At 30.8% G+C, this 16,184-nt stretch carries 16 protein-coding genes; 12 read left to right on the top strand and 4 right to left on the bottom strand.

The features are described from left to right. Window positions 1-187: 187 nt before the first annotated feature. Window positions 188-955 (bottom strand): sulfite exporter TauE/SafE family protein, encoded by a 768-nt coding sequence (locus BMZ76_RS14240; RefSeq protein WP_091208341.1) that lies wholly within the window; start codon window positions 953-955, stop codon window positions 188-190. Window positions 956-1,085: 130 nt separating this feature from the next. Between BMZ76_RS14240 and BMZ76_RS14235 the strand changes: the two genes are divergently transcribed. Next, entirely contained in the window at window positions 1,086-1,607 is a 522-nt protein-coding gene (locus tag BMZ76_RS14235; protein ID WP_091208338.1) for a DUF7935 family protein, read from the top strand. A 103-nt stretch (window positions 1,608-1,710) separates the two neighbouring features. On the opposite strand, the gene BMZ76_RS14230 is transcribed toward BMZ76_RS14235, so the two are convergent. Beyond that, complete coding sequence (locus BMZ76_RS14230; RefSeq protein ID WP_091208335.1) at window positions 1,711-3,774, bottom strand: M1 family metallopeptidase; 2,064 nt, start codon at window positions 3,772-3,774, stop codon at window positions 1,711-1,713. A gap of 103 nt (window positions 3,775-3,877) precedes the next feature. Here BMZ76_RS14230 and BMZ76_RS14225 point away from each other — a divergent pair, with 103 nt between their 5' ends. Next, window positions 3,878-4,615: a Dph6-related ATP pyrophosphatase gene (locus BMZ76_RS14225; RefSeq protein WP_091208332.1), complete on the top strand. Its 738-nt coding sequence runs from the start codon at window positions 3,878-3,880 to the stop codon at window positions 4,613-4,615. Window positions 4,616-4,800: 185 nt separating this feature from the next. Here BMZ76_RS14225 and BMZ76_RS15955 read toward each other — a convergent pair whose 3' ends face one another. After that, window positions 4,801-5,049: a hypothetical protein gene (locus BMZ76_RS15955; protein WP_091208329.1), complete on the bottom strand. Its 249-nt coding sequence runs from the start codon at window positions 5,047-5,049 to the stop codon at window positions 4,801-4,803. 382 nt (window positions 5,050-5,431) lie between these two features. After that, window positions 5,432-5,977, bottom strand: a complete 546-nt coding sequence (locus tag BMZ76_RS14215) for a DUF1697 domain-containing protein (protein ID WP_091208325.1) — start codon at window positions 5,975-5,977, stop codon at window positions 5,432-5,434. A 1,039-nt stretch (window positions 5,978-7,016) separates the two neighbouring features. Here BMZ76_RS14215 and BMZ76_RS14205 point away from each other — a divergent pair. From BMZ76_RS14205 to BMZ76_RS14160, 10 genes are all read left to right on the top strand, one after another. Further along, window positions 7,017-9,365: a glycosyltransferase gene (locus BMZ76_RS14205; protein ID WP_091208320.1), complete on the top strand. Its 2,349-nt coding sequence runs from the start codon at window positions 7,017-7,019 to the stop codon at window positions 9,363-9,365. A gap of 634 nt (window positions 9,366-9,999) precedes the next feature. Further along, entirely contained in the window at window positions 10,000-10,221 is a 222-nt protein-coding gene (locus tag BMZ76_RS14200) for a hypothetical protein (protein ID WP_091208316.1), read from the top strand. A gap of 119 nt (window positions 10,222-10,340) precedes the next feature. Further along, complete coding sequence (locus BMZ76_RS14195; RefSeq protein ID WP_091208311.1) at window positions 10,341-10,781, top strand: hypothetical protein; 441 nt, start codon at window positions 10,341-10,343, stop codon at window positions 10,779-10,781. A 230-nt stretch (window positions 10,782-11,011) separates the two neighbouring features. After that, window positions 11,012-11,470, top strand: coding sequence for a PA2169 family four-helix-bundle protein (locus tag BMZ76_RS14190; RefSeq protein WP_091208308.1), 459 nt, complete (start codon window positions 11,012-11,014; stop codon window positions 11,468-11,470). Window positions 11,471-11,854: 384 nt separating this feature from the next. Beyond that, window positions 11,855-12,646, top strand: coding sequence for an MlaE family ABC transporter permease (locus BMZ76_RS14185; protein WP_396230412.1), 792 nt, complete (start codon window positions 11,855-11,857; stop codon window positions 12,644-12,646). Between the two features lies 1 nt (window position 12,647). Further along, window positions 12,648-13,424, top strand: coding sequence for an ABC transporter ATP-binding protein (locus BMZ76_RS14180; protein WP_091208304.1), 777 nt, complete (start codon window positions 12,648-12,650; stop codon window positions 13,422-13,424). An 18-nt stretch (window positions 13,425-13,442) separates the two neighbouring features. After that, window positions 13,443-14,327 (top strand): MlaD family protein, encoded by an 885-nt coding sequence (locus BMZ76_RS14175; RefSeq protein ID WP_091208300.1) that lies wholly within the window; start codon window positions 13,443-13,445, stop codon window positions 14,325-14,327. A 199-nt stretch (window positions 14,328-14,526) separates the two neighbouring features. Further along, complete coding sequence (locus tag BMZ76_RS14170) at window positions 14,527-15,291, top strand: DUF4382 domain-containing protein (RefSeq protein WP_244281829.1); 765 nt, start codon at window positions 14,527-14,529, stop codon at window positions 15,289-15,291. Window positions 15,292-15,461: 170 nt separating this feature from the next. Further along, on the top strand, window positions 15,462-15,668 hold the full coding sequence (locus BMZ76_RS14165) for a hypothetical protein (RefSeq protein WP_208857678.1): 207 nt from the start codon (window positions 15,462-15,464) through the stop codon (window positions 15,666-15,668). 210 nt (window positions 15,669-15,878) lie between these two features. Next, window positions 15,879-16,064 (top strand): general stress protein CsbD, encoded by a 186-nt coding sequence (locus tag BMZ76_RS14160; RefSeq protein WP_091208290.1) that lies wholly within the window; start codon window positions 15,879-15,881, stop codon window positions 16,062-16,064. Window positions 16,065-16,184: the final 120 nt, after the last annotated feature.

The following is a 16,184-nucleotide window of genomic DNA, read 5'->3' as shown; positions in this document are numbered from 1 at the left end:
TGTATGCAAAAATAAGCATTAAAGATGTAAAAGTGTAATTTTAAATGAAGCTAAAAAACCAATCTTTAATTGTTCTAACTTACAAGGAATTTAAATTTATTTTAACGCTGTATTGCACTAAAGAATTATTAAAAAAGGGAAAAATATTTAAGTCATAATCTCCTAAATTGCTAATTTGATATAAAAATTATTTAAAAAATACATCGTATGCAAAACGGATTAAAGTCCCTACGACCACAACTAAAAAGAAAATTCGAATAAAACTATTTCCTTTATTAATGGCCAGTTTTGCACCTATCCAACCGCCAAGAGCATTACTGGCAGCCATTGGCAGTGCAATTGCCCATATGATTTTGCCTTTTAAAATAAACAAACATATAGAACCGAAATTTGTAGCCAGATTCACCATTTTGGCATTTGCGGAAGCGTGCAGAAAATCGAAACCCATAATGGCAATAAAAGCCACAACCAAAAAACTTCCGGTTCCTGGACCGATAAATCCATCGTACAAACCAACTACAAAACTGATTCCTATAGCATTCCAAATTTGGGTTCTTGGTGAATGATTTTTTTCGATGTGTTGTCCAAAATTTTTCTTCGCATAGGTGTAAATCACTAAAAATGAAAGGACAACCAACAATAACGGTTTCATGAAATCATTACGGACATACGTCAACAAAGTAGAACCCAAAAATGCCGATGGAAATGCCAAAAGCATCATAATCGACAATAGTTTCCAGTTCATTTCTACCTTTTTCAGATACTGATACGCTGCAAAGGAAGTACCACTAAAAGCAGGAACTTTCAAGGTTCCAATTACGGATGAAACAGGAAGATTAGGCAATAAAATTAATCCCATGGGCGTTTGAATCAATCCGCCACCTCCAACAATTGCGTCAATAAATCCTGCAGCAAAGGCCGCTAAACAAAGTAAAACTAGAACATAAGTCTCCATTATAGTATTCAATTAAAATATTCCTGTTACGAATAGCAAAAATACTATTCGGTTTGATTTATTGCTATTAAATAGAAATTGTTTTGTACTCAAAAAAGTATATTTTTGCTTTTAAATTTTTCATATCAAAATGGATTCAACAAAAATCATAGAAATTCTGGCGTACACAATACCTTCACTAATTACCGGTGGAGTGGCTTATTATTTATTTAACTCTTATTTTAAAGATCAACAAAATACAAGACGCTGGTTGTTGCAGAAAGAGGCTCAAAAAGACACTTTACCACTACGTTTACAAGCCTATGAACGCATGGTTTTATATATGGAACGCATCAATCCTACTAAATTATTGATTCGGATTGCTCCCATTTCTAATGATAAAAATGATTACGGAAACCTGATTATTTCACAAATCGAACAAGAATTTGAACACAATTTAACGCAGCAAATATACATGTCTGATGGATGCTGGACGATCATTGTCACAGCAAAAAACAGTACTATTCAAATGATTCGAAAAGCTAATATGAGTGATCGTGTAGATAATGCCGATAAATTACGTGAAGTAGTTTTAAGTGATTTGATGGAAAAACAATCTCCTAGCAATGCGGCTTTGGCGTACATCAAAAACGAAGTGAGTCAAATGTGGTAAAAATACAACGTTACAAAAAAAACTAAAATTCACTCGTTTATAAAAAAATAATCTTTAGAAATTAGTGAATTAGTGGTTAATAAAATCCTTATTGATTTAAAATTCATTCCTTTAACAACCGATTCAATTGAAATTCCTCGGCTTCATTTAAATTTGGAACGATTCTTTCCAAAGAAGCTCTCATTTCTGGATTTTTCAATAGTTTTCGAATGCTATCTCTACCAAATTTAGTGAATTGCCACATGTGATGCGTAGTGGCATTTACCAGATTTCCCAAAACAACATCATTTGTTATTTTGAAAGCAAGCAATTTCTCCAACGCATTTTGTCTGGTATTCGCTTCATAATCAATTGATGAATACTGTATTAATTCGGTTTCGAAAACTTGTTTATCAAAAGCATAATCCGGCGTCGACAAAGCCAATGTCAGCCATAACGTCCTTAAATTAAAATCATTAAAACCCATCCAGGTTTTTGATTTTTCCAAATAGTGAATGCGTTGTTCCGGAAAATTATTCCATAAATTATACAGCGCCAATTCTTGTGTTTGATATGATTTGTCCTCTAATAAAGTTTCATATTGCGTTCTGAAACTCTCCGGAATTTCATTAAATGAAGCGGCAACTGTTTGCCGTAATTGCACATTTTTAGTTTCTAAAGCGAAAGTAAAAAGATTCTTTTTGTCTTCCCATTTTTCATTTTTTAATTGATTCAGAATCGCTTCTTTTACTGAAAAATGCACATCAGATTGCATTATTTTTTTTAGAAAATCTCTTTTCTCTGACAACGGTTTATTTTTTAATTTATCTACTTCAAACAGCATTTGAATTGCTTTATTTTTAAGCAATAAATTATTGGCCTGTTGTGTATTGAAAACGGTAGTTTCAAGCCATACTTTACTGAAATTATCCAAATCATAACTTGATACTTTTTTGATTTCAGCAAAAAAATCTTGTGTATTTACACTCTGAAACGCATGTTTTTTCAAATAGTTTTTTATTGCTTTTTTGAACGCCTTATCGCCTATTTCTTCGTGTAAAACAAAAAGTGCCCAAGCGCCTTTCTGATAAAACGCCAACGAACTGGCTTTGGCATTCAAAACAGGAATCGTATCCGTTCGGGAAGCATATTTCAGTTGTTGCGCGGACTCGTGTAATTTGGAATAAAAATAATCTTCTCCATAAATTTCCTTTTCGGCCAGCAACGCATAATAGGTGGCAAAACCTTCCTGCAGCCAATGATGCTTGCTACTTTCGGCAGTGATTAAATTCCCAAACCACTGATGCGCTAATTCATGCGCATTGACGTTCGTGTAACTTCTGTCCTCAAAACCTGTAGAATCCACCACATAACGCGTGTTGAAAAGCGTTGCAGATGTATTCTCCATTCCAGCATATAAAAAATCCCGAACGGGTGCTTGTTTGTAAATCTCCCACGGATACTTCACTCCTATTTCTTTTTCTAAAAAATCAAACATCTTTTTAGAATCGCGATAGGTTGGTTCAAATTTGGTAACGTCTTTTGGTTCCAAATACATTTCTAAAGGAATTCTCGACTTTGATTTTTGGACATTTTTTTCAAATTTTCCGATGGCAAGCATCAATACATAGGAACTCATTGGTTTTTGCATTTGGTATTGCCAAACCGAAAGTCCATCAAGTCCTGATTTAAACTTCAACGTTCCATTTGAAATTACCTGATACTCTTTATTATATGAAATATTCAAATTGAAAACCACTTTTTCATTCACATCATCAAAACTAGGAAACCAATGACTGGTATATTTTCCCTGTCCCTGCGTCCAGATTTGCACATTATAATTTGCTTCTGAGCCAACGAAATACATCGTTTGCTTTGGCTTAGCCAAATACTGAAAAGTCAGGTTATTTTTTCCTTTTTTAAACGGAAAAATAATTTGTAATTGTTTCTGTGTATTGATGTAATTAATCGTTTTTCCATTCAATTTCATGTCCGAAAATTCAATGTTTTGAGCATCAATTTTAATGGTATCGATGGATTTTAAAACTTCGAAATCATAATCAATAGTTCCCGAAACAGTTTTTTCAATTGGATTTACTGCAATTTTTCCCAGAACCGATTTAAAATCAACAAATTGGGTTTGTTGGGCAAATGTGAATGAGGAAATAAAAAAAAATAGGTATTTCATTATTAGGGCATTTAATCCTGCGATTTTCAAAGTTACAAAGGTTTCTCAAACTAATCCGACTAATTTTGTAAGTTTACCTCCAGAAAATTACAAGAAAATTAAATTGAAAAAGAAAGCGTTATTTAATTGGAGCAGCGGCAAGGATTCTGCGCTGGCATTATATAAAACCCTACAAAATCCAAAAATTGAAATTGCCTGTTTACTAACCAGTGTAAACCAACAATATCAGCGTGTTTCTATGCATGGTGTTAGAGTTGAATTATTACAACAGCAAGCCAAAAGCATAGGGTTACCACTTAAAATTATGCAAATTCCTGAAATGCCCACCATGGAAGTATACGAAAATGTGATGCGGGAAACATTGGCTACACTAAAAAACCGAGGTGTCACCCACTCTATTTTTGGAGATATTTTTCTGGAAGATTTACGTAAATACCGGGAAGATAAATTAGCAGAAATAGGTTTCGAAGGTATTTTCCCACTTTGGAAAATGCCAACGCACGAACTCATTCAGGAATTTATCAGTTTAGGTTTTAAAACAATTGTGGTTTGTGTAAATGAACGGTTTTTAGATAAAAGCTTCGTTGGTCGCGTTATCGACCAGGATTTCATAAACGATTTACCTCAAAATGTAGATGTTTGTGGCGAAAATGGTGAATTTCACACCTTCACATTTGACGGTCCCATTTTCGCCAAACCAATTGATTTTGAAATTGGAGAAGTAGTGTACCGAAAATACGAAAAACCAAAAAAAGAAGATTCCTCAGACACCGCCTGTGATACAAGTGTTTCTGATGCCTTTGATTATGGATTTTGGTATTGTGATTTGGTTGGAAAATAATCTCTTTAAAGGCTAATAAATTCACCGCTTTACGATGAATTTAATTTTTATAATAATGGTTTAAAAATAGAAAAAGAGCGTCAAAAGTTTTTCAACTTCTGAGTACTCTTTAGCAAAAGTGCTTTATAATCTTAAAATTAACCAAAACTAAACCTTACGAAAATGTTTTAATAAGCACTTGTAATTTACTTTTTATATTTTAATCCGGGACCATCACAAAAATTCCAAGTGCTCGACAAGGAATTATTGGAAGTTAAAAATAATACTTCTTTTTGATTTCCGAAACAGCTGCCTATAATCTCGCTGTCTCTCGGATAGATAAGTTCAAAAGATATTCCGTCCGATTGTTTCGTAGTTGTGTAAGTTCTCGAAAATGTTGTATTTACCGAATTTGCTTCTCTCGTTTTTGTGAATGTCCCGTTGGCATTGAACAAATAAAATTCTTGCCAGCCATTGCTGCGCCTGTAACTTCAGAATTAGGTGTAGATCCCGACATTGCTACTAAATTCCATTTTCCATAATAACCAGAATTATCTATTGTTATTGTTTGCTTTGAACAGGAATTAAAAACAATAAGGAAAACAACGAGAATAATTTGGTTTTTTATGCATCTGATTTTACAGATATTGATAAAATGATTTTTTATGCAAAAGGTTGCGTCAAATTATAAATATTTTTTTCTAAGGTGAAAAATGGACTATCAATCATGTGGATTTTACTTCAAAAAAAATAAAGCTAATATGCAAATTGAAGAAAGATAATACCATTTATAATTAGCAAATTAGCGGTCATAAAGGACTTAAAGTCGTAAATTTACTACCTTTCTTTATATATTTTCAGCAATTGCGTCACTGTATTCCAATTTCGTATCGTTGCAATAACATTTAGTTTTTTCTCGATGTATTTTTGGTCAAATCGGGTTTTTCCGGCTCCAATAGCGTATTTAATAAAAATTTTATTGCCATCAATACTTGCTTCATCCGGTTTGAATTGGCTAATTCTCAAATCATTCATACTGCTACTTTGCAAAGTGGTCGAAATAAAAGCCACGTATAACTTCTTAGTCTCAATATCTTTTTCCTTCAAGAAAGAATTGTTCTTAAAACACGCTTCTAAATCTGCGGAACCAATAACCACAACAGGCACTTCATGACCAAAAGCCTTGAAAATTTCCTGCTTTATTTTGAAACCAACAGCTGCGGCATTCTCTTCTTCGGTATCTACAAAAACATTTCCCGATTGAATATAGGTTTGCACATTTTGAAAACCAATAGCTTCCAAAGTCGTTTTTAGCGCCTCCATTTTTATCATACTGTGACCGGAAACATTGATGCCACGAAGTAATGCGAGATGAGTTGTCATTTTTAGGATATTTTTTTTTGCGAAGATATTGTGTTTAGCGAGAATTTTGAGGTTTTATTTGTTTTAAAGAAAGATTGTTTAATTACTGTATTTTTTTATTTGTAATAAATTTTTATCTTAACTCTGTCTCCATGCTAAATTAGTATATCCAAGCTTCAAATGACATTTATTTAACAGCAGTGTTTAGAGTTACACAACCTACAGAATCTCTTTTTAATTGGTTGATGGAAAAAACAAATATTCAAAGAGCATGTAAAGTCAGATCCACAAAAGGATTATTAATACATCTGTTTAATAAGATTGGAGCTGCCTTTATAAACTTAATCTTTAAACCCTTGATTCGCATTATTACTGAGTTTTTTATAAAGCAAATAAACTTAGCATATAAAACTGTAAATAATATAACTAATTTTAAAATTTATATAACACTTTAAGCAAATAAGAAACAGATCTTTATATCTTGAAATTCTAATGGACTTAATGCATATGATGTTTTTTTAAAAAAAATTTTTATCAATGAGATTTTCATGCAACTCAAACGATAGCTGTAAAAAAAAAAGGTATTAAAATTCAGAAAACGTTATTCGATTTTAAAAATGAAGGAGATTTAAATCCTGCATAAATAAAAGAAGGAAATAATTTCAATTTGTTTTTCAGGATCGTAAGCTTATAATATTACATTAAATTTAATGGACCACTTACCGTTTCATGGTTAAGAACGTCCTTCGATTGAAAAAGAATTTGACTGGTTAATAATATATCGATTTTAAAAATATTACGAAATTCTTTATTTATTCAGTTTTCAAAGCATTGTTTGATTTACATGACCCCAGAAAAAAATAGCACAATCACCTTATCCTCATATTTAAAACCTAATTAAGTTGAGAATTAAAAGGAGAAGTGAATAAAGTTTGTTTCCCTTTAGATGCTGCTTTATTTAAAAATAAGCTTTATATCAATTATGATACCGTCTATAAATGAGTAGGCTGTTACTTAATTAATTACAATTACGCAAAGAATTAATCCTAAATTATAGATAATGCTTAATAAAATCAAGGTTAAACGTCAAAATATCCAATCCAAAAGTATCCCCTCAAAAGCTTATGTGAATGAGTTGAATAATTTACTCCTTATAGATATTAAAAAAGAGTTGCCGGAAATCCTATTTATTACAACGTACCCTGCTCGAGAATGCGGTATCGCAACCTATTCCCAAGATTTGATCAAAGCTTTAAATAATAAATTCAAGGATTGTTTTAAAATAACAATTTGCCCTTTAGAATCTAATAATGAGCAACATGTTTATACTGATTCTATAAAATATATACTTAATACAGATCATCCGAATGGTTTTAGCAATTTGGCGAATAAAATTAATACTAATATCAATCTTCAGATGGTATTGATTCAGCATGAATTCGGATTATTTAAAAATAATGAATCTGATTTAAAACAGTTTTTAAAAGTAGTTCAAAAACCTGTTATCATTGTTTTCCATACAGTACTACCCAGACCAAATCCATCCTTGGAAGCAAATGTTCAAGAAATAGTACAAGAAGCGCATTCCATTATTGTAATGACGAATTCCGCTGCTGATCTATTAGTTAAAGATTATGGTGTTGCTGTAGATAAAATCACAATAATTCAACATGGAACTCATTTAGTTCCTCATTCTGACAAAGAGGAATTAAAAATTAAATACAAATTAACTGGAAAAAAAATACTTTCGACTTTTGGATTGTTAAGCTCCGGGAAAAGCATTGAAACCACTTTAGATGCATTACCGGAAATAGTAAAAAAGAATAAAGACGTGATATTTTTAATTATTGGAAAAACCCATCCATCTGTTGTAAAAGAAGAAGGCGAAAAATACCGTTTGATGCTTCAAGCTAAGATTGAAGACTTACAACTTCAGGAACATGTTCACTTTATAAATCATTTTCTACCTTTACCGAATCTTTTAGAATATTTACAACTTACTGATATTTATTTATTTACTTCCAAAGATCCGAATCAAGCGGTAAGCGGAACCTTTTCGTACGCTATTAGTTGTGGCTGCCCAATTATTTCAACACCTATCCCCCATGTGTGTGAAGTATTAAAAAATGATGTTGGAATTATCATTGATTTTGACAATCCGAAACAATTAGCTAAAAAAACAAATATCCTGTTGCTAAATGAGCAATTGAGAAAAAATATGGGATCAAACGGTTTGCATAAAATAGCTCCTACCGCTTGGGAAAATGCAGCAATTGCTCACGCTATGTTATTTGAGAAAATTGGAGAAGAAAACTTCAGCTTGCGTTATAAAATTCCAAAAGTCAATCTTGATCATATAAAAAAGCTAACCACACCTTTTGGAATGATTCAGTTTTCGAATATTAATCAACCTGATATTGATTCGGGATACACTTTAGATGACAATGCCAGAGCAATGGTAGCTATGTGTCAACAGTATGAATTAACAAAGGACGAAGAGAATTTAAAATACATTCAGATCTATTTTGATTTTATAAAGTATTGTTTACAGCCTGACGGGTATTTTCTAAATTATGTAGATGAAGAATACCTTTTTACAGCGCAAAATTATACTACAAACTTGGAAGATTCGAATGGAAGAGCGATATGGGCTTTAGGCTATTTAAATTCAATCGGTGCTATTCTTCCAGATGATTTAGCAAAGGATGCTGATGTTACAATGCAACGAGCCTTATTAAAAGTGCTTGAAATTCATTCCACGCGAGCTATGGCTTTTATAATTAAAGGGATTTATTATTACAATATAAAAAAAGCATCAAAGCAAAACATCTCTACAATTACAAAACTGACCAACAGGTTAGTACAAATGTATACACACGAAGCAGAAAAAGAATGGACTTGGTTTGAAAGTTATCTTACTTATGGTAACAGTATTTTGCCTGAAGCTATGCTTTGTGCTTGGTTAGTCACAGGAAAATTAATTTATAAGGAAATTGCAAAAACATCTTTTGACTTTCTTCTTTCTGAAATTTTTGTAGAAAACAAGATTCGGGTAATTTCTAATAAAGGATGGCTTAACAAAGAAAATAAATTGGCTCCGAGTCCTATAGGTGGAGAACAACCTATTGATGTGGCATATACTATTCTTGCTTTAAGCAAATTTGCTATTGTTTTTGAAAATGAACAATACCTCCAAAAAATGGAAATCGCATTTAATTGGTTTTTGGGAAACAATCATTTATACCAAATTATTTACAATCCATGCACTGGAGGATGTTATGATGGATTAGAAGATAATTATGTAAATCTAAATCAAGGTGCGGAGTCAACTGTGAGCTATTTGATGGCGAGATTAACTTTAGAAAAATCTTTGAAAAGAGAAAAAAGAAACATTCCTATAAAAATTTGAAATACAAATAAAGTAACAAAATTTCCTTCAGATAAAAGCAATCTCACCCATTAATATGATTTACAAACATGTAATTATATAATTTTTATGTAAATTTATACGATAATTATAATAAATAAACGACTGAACTTTAGACTTTTACAATTAATTATTACCTATATTAAATCACGTAACATTACTAAATCTAAAAAAAAATCATCATGACAGCATCGAAATAATTAGGTTTTTAGATGGATCAGTACTAGCGGATCTAATGGAACTTACATTAAAATATTTTGAAATTGAAACTACCGAATCAAAGTTTTCAAGCAAGGAAAAAAATAAATGTTTAGCAAAAAACGAAAATTTAATGCCTGACAAAGACCAAAAACAATTGTACAACTAATACAAAAAATTGGTGAAACAATTAAAAACCATAAACGCGTAATTCTTTATGGTCTTAATGATGCAAAAGTAGATTTGTTGGATCTAGTAAGTGGAGATAAACATTTTCTTAAAATTGAATTCGAAAACAAAGAAATTGATAAGATGACCTTAAATCAGCAACATAATTTTGTCAAAGAATATTTTTCTAAAGCATAATTTAAATACTAAAAAATAACTTTTAAACAAATTAACTTTTAAATAAATAAAAATGAAAAGCAAAACCATAGGAATTATACTGATTGTTTTAGGAGTACTAATGTTGCTTTACAATAGCTTTAATTTTACAACTACAGAAAAAGTAGTTGACATAGGACCTATTGAAATAAATAAAGAAGTAAATCATCCAATAGCCTGGTCGCCAATAATAGGAATTGTACTTGCTGTAGGTGGCGTTGTTTTACTGGTGGTTGGTAATAAAAAAAATGCATAAACCAAGGAAATCATTTTTATTTACGTGTGAATAATGTAACTTTTTACAATATTTATATAACATATTTATTGCTTTGATTGTGAAATTTGTGCTGTATAATAATTTAAAAAAAACATACAATGACAATTCAATTAAATTCAGATATTAAAAAAATATTCATTTGCGCTCTATCCTTAATCATATTTTTATCATTTGCTTCTTGCGGCAAAAATATTGCTTTTCAAAAATCTTCAGTAGTTCCGGCTGCACAAGGAAAAGTGAGTGTTAAAAAAGACAGTAATAAGAACAATTCGATTAAAATAGAAATCACAAATTTAGCAGAAGTAACTAGATTACAACCTTCTAAAAATGTGTACGTTGTTTGGATGGAAACGGAAGATTCTGTTGTGAAAAATATTGGACAAATTAAAAGCGACACTGGTTTTATGTCTTCAAAACTTAAAGCGAGTTTTGAAACGGTTACATCATTTGAGCCTGTAAAAATATTTATTACAGCTGAAGACAACGCAGATGTTCAGTACCCGGGAATGCAACTTGTTCTTACAACAAATAAATTTTAGTTTCATGTAAAATTGAGCCATATCCATTACTATTCTTGTTGAATTACTTCTTCGGTTATAGTAACAATCTAAAAAGAAACTTATAATAATATTACTATTTAAAACTGAGAAATGACTTTCCAAGCAGTTTGAATAAATTGATTAAATAATTATGTTTTATGTCTTTTTATTAATCAACAGTTCTCTCCCGAAAAATATACTTTCAGTTCGTTTAATACCTAATAATTAAGATGATGAATAAAGAGAAATCAATCGTAGTTTTAAATAATCTCCTTGAAATCAACAACGAAAGAATTGAGATTTATGAAACAGCTAAAAAAGTAACTGAAGAGAACGATTTAAAAGATTTATTTTCCGAATTCCAGAAAACAAGCGCAATTTTCAAATCAGAACTCGTTGAAGAGCTTCAGAAAATGGGAGTAGTTCCTGTTGATGTGGCCAGAAATAACAGTTTATTAGTAAGACTCTGGATTAATTTTAAAGCAAAACTTATCGGGCAAGACAGAGAAGATATTTTAAACACGCTTGAATACAATGAATTTGTGGCTATAAAAAGTTATAAAGACACCTTGTCTGATAACCTGGATCATCTTACTGCTGAGCTTCATATTATGCTTAAATCACAACAACTTTTGTTGACAGCACATCATGATAAAGTTAAAAAATTAGGTGATTTGATGTTATCGTAAAACAAATATGCTGCAAATTTTATTTTATTGTAATTCAATTACTTAAAATTTTCAAACAATTAGAATTTGATAGTTATTAGAATCAAGTGCATATTTCAAATTTAAATACAAATTTTTCAAGATTATTACCTAGTAATCCTGATAATTAATTTTATAAAAATCCAAATGCATGCTTAACATAAATTAAAAAAAAATTTCTCAGAATTGTTTTTCTTCTGAATATTTTAAACAATAGAAAAAGAATTTCACGGATTTACAGCTCCGCAAAGATAATTATGATAAGTAATTAGACTGAGTAACCTAAATTTCCTTGACAATATCCTTTATTTACAAACAGACGAAATCATTTGCCTTCAAAAAATCAAAAAATAATATTAATGATAAATGAATAACATAGTAACCACAAAAAAGGAGAATATAACTATCTATCTAAAAGAAACTTTTAATGATGTAGGCAAAGTTACAATGTTTGCTGCACGCTTTTTTAAAGAAGTAGTTAAGCCTCCGTATGAAATGAAGGAGTTCATTAAACAATGTTATGTTATTGGCTACAAATCACTACCATTAGTGACTATCACGGGTTTCATAATGGGACTAGTTCTTACATTGCAATCGAGACCTACTTTGGCTAAGTTTGGTGCAGAATCCTGGTTACCAAGCATGGTTGCGTTATCCCTTATAAGAGAAATAGCTCCTGTAATAACCGCTTTAATTTGTGCAGGAAAAGTTTCCTCAGGTATTGGTGCCGAATTAGGATCCATGAAAGTAACAGAACAAATTGATGCTATGGAAGTTTCAGCCATAAATCCTTTTAAATATTTAGTGGTTACCCGAATTTTAGCAACAACTTTTATGATTCCGTTATTAGTAATTTATGCTGACGGCGTGGGAGTTTTAGGAGGATATGTTGGAATCAATATCCATAGTGAAGTGGGCTTATACCGATACCTGGCTCAAGTTTTAGAATCCATAGCCTTTTTAGACATTTTTCCAGCAACCATAAAAACTTTTTTCTTTGGCTTTTTTATTGGAATGATTGGCTGTTACAAAGGATTTAATGCTGCTAATGGAACGGAAAGTGTTGGTAAAGCCGCTAACTCTGCAGTTGTCACTGCATCGCTGACAATATTTATTATTGATATGCTTGCTGTACAAATAACTGATTTATTCTTTTAAAATGATACAAGAAAAGACACCAATAAATGGTATTTCAAGGGTTGACACTAATGCACCAGTTATAGAAGTTAAAGAAATTTATAAATCCTTCGGTAAAAACGAGGTTTTGAAAGGCGTTACTTTTTCTGTCAACAAGGGAGAAAACTTAGTTGTATTAGGAAAATCCGGTTCAGGGAAATCAATTGCTATAAAATGCTTAGTTGGTTTAGTCGAAGTTGATAAAGGCGAAATAAATGTTTTTGGAACTGATATCACCAAATTAGACAATAATGAACTAAACAAAATTAGGGTTCGCATTGGATTTTTATTTCAAAATGCAGCTTTGTATGATTCGATGAGTGTTCGAGAAAACCTAGGCTTTACTTTGAAAAGACATGCTAAGGATTTATCTGCTGAGGAAGTGGAAAATCAAATAAAAGATGTTTTGGAAAGTGTAGGTTTGAGCGAAGCTATTGATAAGATGCCTTCAGAATTATCCGGTGGTATGCGCAAAAGAATTGGACTTGCAAGAACACTTATATTAAAACCTGAAATAATTTTATACGATGAACCCACGACAGGATTAGACACTATAACTTCCAGAGAAATAAGTGAACTTATATTAGAAATCCAAAAGAAAAATAAAACATCTTCTATAATAATTACGCATGATATGCCTTGTGCCAAACATACTGGTGACCGTATCATTATTTTAAAAGAAGGCATAATACATGCAGAAGGAACGTACGAAGAATTAGAAAAAAGCGACGATGAATGGGTTCGCTCTTTTTTCATATAACCAATAAAAAAATAAAAAATGAATAAAGGATCGGGATACCAATGGAAATTGGGAATGTTTGTAATCATAGGATTAATACTTTTTGTAGGGACCATCTATTTTGTTGGAAAACAAAAAAATTTATTTGGATCTACGTTTGAATTATATTCAAAGTTTAATTCGGTTAATGGGCTTGAAGTAGGAAATAATGTTCGTTTATCAGGTATCAATATTGGTACTGTTGATGAAATTGAATTTTTGACGGACACTTCTGTAGTAATTAAATTAGTCATCAAAGACGAAGTTCGTAAATACATTAAAAAAGATGCTATAGCCAGTATTAACTCAGATGGTTTGATGGGCGATAAAGTACTTACCATTTCCTCAGGTAAAAACTCTAAAGTAATGGTAGAAAACAGCAATTACATTGCTTCCAAACAATCTATAGAAATGGATGATTTAATGGTAAGTGTCAAAAAAAGTGTCGATAACGCCGGAATTATTACAGCACAACTTGCTCAATTCAGCTACAGCATGAACAATGGGAACGGTGCATTATCCAGATTAGTTTCTGATGAGGAATTTGGAAATAGCATAAAAATGATGGTTACTAATCTTGAAAATAGCTCTACTGAATTCAAAAAATTTACCTTAAATATGAATAATGGAAAAGGAGCTTTGTCTAAACTGGTTAGCGATGAAAGAATGGGGAAAGTTATAGATTCATCTTTAACAAACGTTAAATCTGCGACGAAAGGAATGAATGAAGTTATTGAAGCTGCCAAAAATAATTTTTTATTGAGAGGATACTTCAATAAAAAGAAAAAAGCAGAAGAACAAAAACTGGAAGATGCAGTTGATTTAGAAGAAGAGGAAATGAAAAAAGAATTAAAAATAGGTGCTAAAAATGATTCTTTAAAATAGTTTTTTTAACAAATACCTTTGAATAGAGATATCGAAAAAAATTTACTCTAAAGCGCTCTTAATTAATAAAATTCTTATTTTTTAAATACTTAAAAGTTAAAATTCTACAACTTTATAATAAAGTTTTATAACATTTATTTTTAAAGCACGAAGTATCTTTACAAATCTATAAATATTTTGAACCCTAAATTAAATGATAATGAAAAAAATTAAAATTATTCTGTCTTTCATCATGCTTGGATTAATAATCAATTCATGCAACAATGATGATAACAATGCGAGTTATCCATATTCAGTAAGATTGACTGATGCACCCGGACCATACGATGAAGTGAATGTTGATATTCAAGGTGTAGAAGTTATTGGTGAAGATGGCAAAACTGTAGTACTTAATGTAAAAAAAGGGATTTTTAACTTGCTTGAATTTTCTAATGGTGTCGATACATTACTTGCAACTGATTCACTGGAAATTTCTTCAGTAAAACAAATTAGACTTATTCTCGGTGCTAATAATACAGTAGTTCTTGATGGTGTAAGTTACCCTTTGAGGACTCCAAGTGCAGAACAAAGTGGTTTAAAACTTAAAGTTAACCAAACACTTCAGGAAGGTATATTGTACACTGTTCTTTTGGACTTTGATGCCAATAAATCAGTGGTGAAATTAGGAAATGGGGAATATCAACTGAAACCGGTTATTAGAACCATTGAAAAAGCAATTAGCGGTTCTATAAAAGGTAAAATTACTCCAATAGGAAAAATGGCGGTAGTTGAAGCAACTTCAGCGACAGCTGTAAGTTATACGAGTAATGTTAATGAAAACGGTGATTTCTTAGTAATGGGACTTTCTCCGGGAACTTACACTATTACCATCACTCCTGCTCTACCCTCATTACCTGTAACAAAAACTAATATAGTAGTGACAGCTGGTATCACAACTGACATTGGAGCTTTTATTATATTATAAGATGATTGCTTAAAATGCTGTTTTTTTAAACTTAAAAACAGTGTTTATATATAACCTAAAAAATCTAAAATTATTAAAACCATCATTCAATATTATGATGGTTTTAATGATTTTATTTTTTAGGTTTAAACAAAAATGCTACTAAAAACATTCTTAAAATTTAAATCATCATGAAAACAGAAAAAGAAATAAATCAGGCAATACTCGAAATTACTACGAAAATACGCAATGAATACCCTGAATTAATTAAGTATTTATCAGAAATGCCAGTGACGATTCCTGATGTTGATCATCCGGAAGTAACTATTAAAGTACTGAGCGATTATCAAGAATCTCTCGAAAATTTACTAAAAAAATATAGTCAGAGCCATAAATAAATATACAAATACACAACGTTATTCTCAGTTAAATTCTTAATATTTAAAAAATACTATTTTATTTCTTTAGATTTTTTCCTAATCTGTATTATAATCTATCGAATCAGTGAATAATGAAACTAATCTTTAAAGTTATATAACTGCTTCAGCTTGTAAAAGTCCCAAATTTGTAAAGTGAAAACTATTTCGCATACAATACACAATAAATACATGGATCCGATAGAGCGTGAGGGAAACTGGGAAGAACAAAAAAAAGAGTTAAAAGAAAAGTTTGCTGCTTTAACGAATAATAAAGCACTTTTTTCTGAAGAGAAAAAAGAAGAAATGTTTAAAAAATATCAAGCAAAACTAGGGATAACCAGAGAAGAATTACTTAAAATATTCCAAGGAATTTAATTCGTAATATTCTAGAAACTACTATCAGATAAAAGGATTTGAAATTAAAAATTTTGCTTGACAAAAATAATTTTATTACCTTTAATGAACTCATAATAAACAAATTACCTTTAAAAATTA

Origin of the sequence: Flavobacterium xueshanense (assembly GCF_900112975.1) — a bacterium.
Classification (GTDB): domain Bacteria; phylum Bacteroidota; class Bacteroidia; order Flavobacteriales; family Flavobacteriaceae; genus Flavobacterium; species Flavobacterium xueshanense.
The sequence above is the reverse complement of the archived record's forward strand: the minus strand, read 5'-3'. Positions and strand labels throughout refer to the sequence as shown.

Bases quoted from the DNA above. Each gene is read 5' to 3' on its own strand.
- BMZ76_RS14240 (WP_091208341.1), bottom strand. From the start codon at position 955: ATGGAGACTTATGTTCTAGTTTTACTTTGTTTAGCGGCCTTTGCTGCA.
- BMZ76_RS14230 (WP_091208335.1), bottom strand. From the start codon at position 3,774: ATGAAATACCTATTTTTTTTTATTTCCTCATTCACATTTGCCCAACAA.
- BMZ76_RS14170 (WP_244281829.1), top strand. From the start codon at position 14,527: ATGAAAAAAATTAAAATTATTCTGTCTTTCATCATGCTTGGATTAATA.
- BMZ76_RS14235 (WP_091208338.1), top strand. From the start codon at position 1,086: ATGGATTCAACAAAAATCATAGAAATTCTGGCGTACACAATACCTTCA.
- BMZ76_RS14180 (WP_091208304.1), top strand. From the start codon at position 12,648: ATGATACAAGAAAAGACACCAATAAATGGTATTTCAAGGGTTGACACT.
- BMZ76_RS14160 (WP_091208290.1), top strand. From the start codon at position 15,879: ATGGATCCGATAGAGCGTGAGGGAAACTGGGAAGAACAAAAAAAAGAG.
- BMZ76_RS14205 (WP_091208320.1), top strand. From the start codon at position 7,017: ATGCTTAATAAAATCAAGGTTAAACGTCAAAATATCCAATCCAAAAGT.
- BMZ76_RS14165 (WP_208857678.1), top strand. From the start codon at position 15,462: ATGAAAACAGAAAAAGAAATAAATCAGGCAATACTCGAAATTACTACG.
- BMZ76_RS14200 (WP_091208316.1), top strand. From the start codon at position 10,000: ATGAAAAGCAAAACCATAGGAATTATACTGATTGTTTTAGGAGTACTA.
- BMZ76_RS14195 (WP_091208311.1), top strand. From the start codon at position 10,341: ATGACAATTCAATTAAATTCAGATATTAAAAAAATATTCATTTGCGCT.
- BMZ76_RS14175 (WP_091208300.1), top strand. From the start codon at position 13,443: ATGAATAAAGGATCGGGATACCAATGGAAATTGGGAATGTTTGTAATC.
- BMZ76_RS14185 (WP_396230412.1), top strand. From the start codon at position 11,855: ATGAATAACATAGTAACCACAAAAAAGGAGAATATAACTATCTATCTA.
- BMZ76_RS14190 (WP_091208308.1), top strand. From the start codon at position 11,012: ATGATGAATAAAGAGAAATCAATCGTAGTTTTAAATAATCTCCTTGAA.
- BMZ76_RS14215 (WP_091208325.1), bottom strand. From the start codon at position 5,977: ATGACAACTCATCTCGCATTACTTCGTGGCATCAATGTTTCCGGTCAC.